Annotated in this window: 1 rRNA gene; it reads right to left on the bottom strand. The window is 58.7% G+C overall.

Annotation, left to right across the window (positions count from 1 at the left end):
* Nucleotides 1-25: 25 nt before the first annotated feature.
* Nucleotides 26-142, bottom strand: a 5S ribosomal RNA gene (rrf, locus tag HMPREF2847_RS10645).
* Between the last annotated feature and the right edge of the window lie 88 nt (nt 143-230).

Genomic DNA, 230 nt, shown 5'->3' with positions numbered 1-230 from the left:
ACCACGACCCACCAACAATTATTTATGCCGGCGGCGACCTACTCTCCCACACCCTCCCGAGTGCAGTACCATCGGCGCTGGTGGACTTAGCTTCCGGGTTCGGAATGGGACCGGGCGTGACCCCACCGCTAACACCACCGACAAAAACCAGGCACCAACCAACCCCACCACAAAACTTCGGGTGGGTGGTGTCATGCCAGACACTGAACAGTAGACGCGAGCAAAAACCC

The organism is Corynebacterium sp. HMSC074C03 (genome assembly GCF_001838285.1).
GTDB classification, from domain to species: Bacteria; Actinomycetota; Actinomycetes; order Mycobacteriales; family Mycobacteriaceae; genus Corynebacterium; species Corynebacterium amycolatum.
The sequence above is the reverse complement of the archived record's forward strand: the minus strand, read 5'-3'. Positions and strand labels throughout refer to the sequence as shown.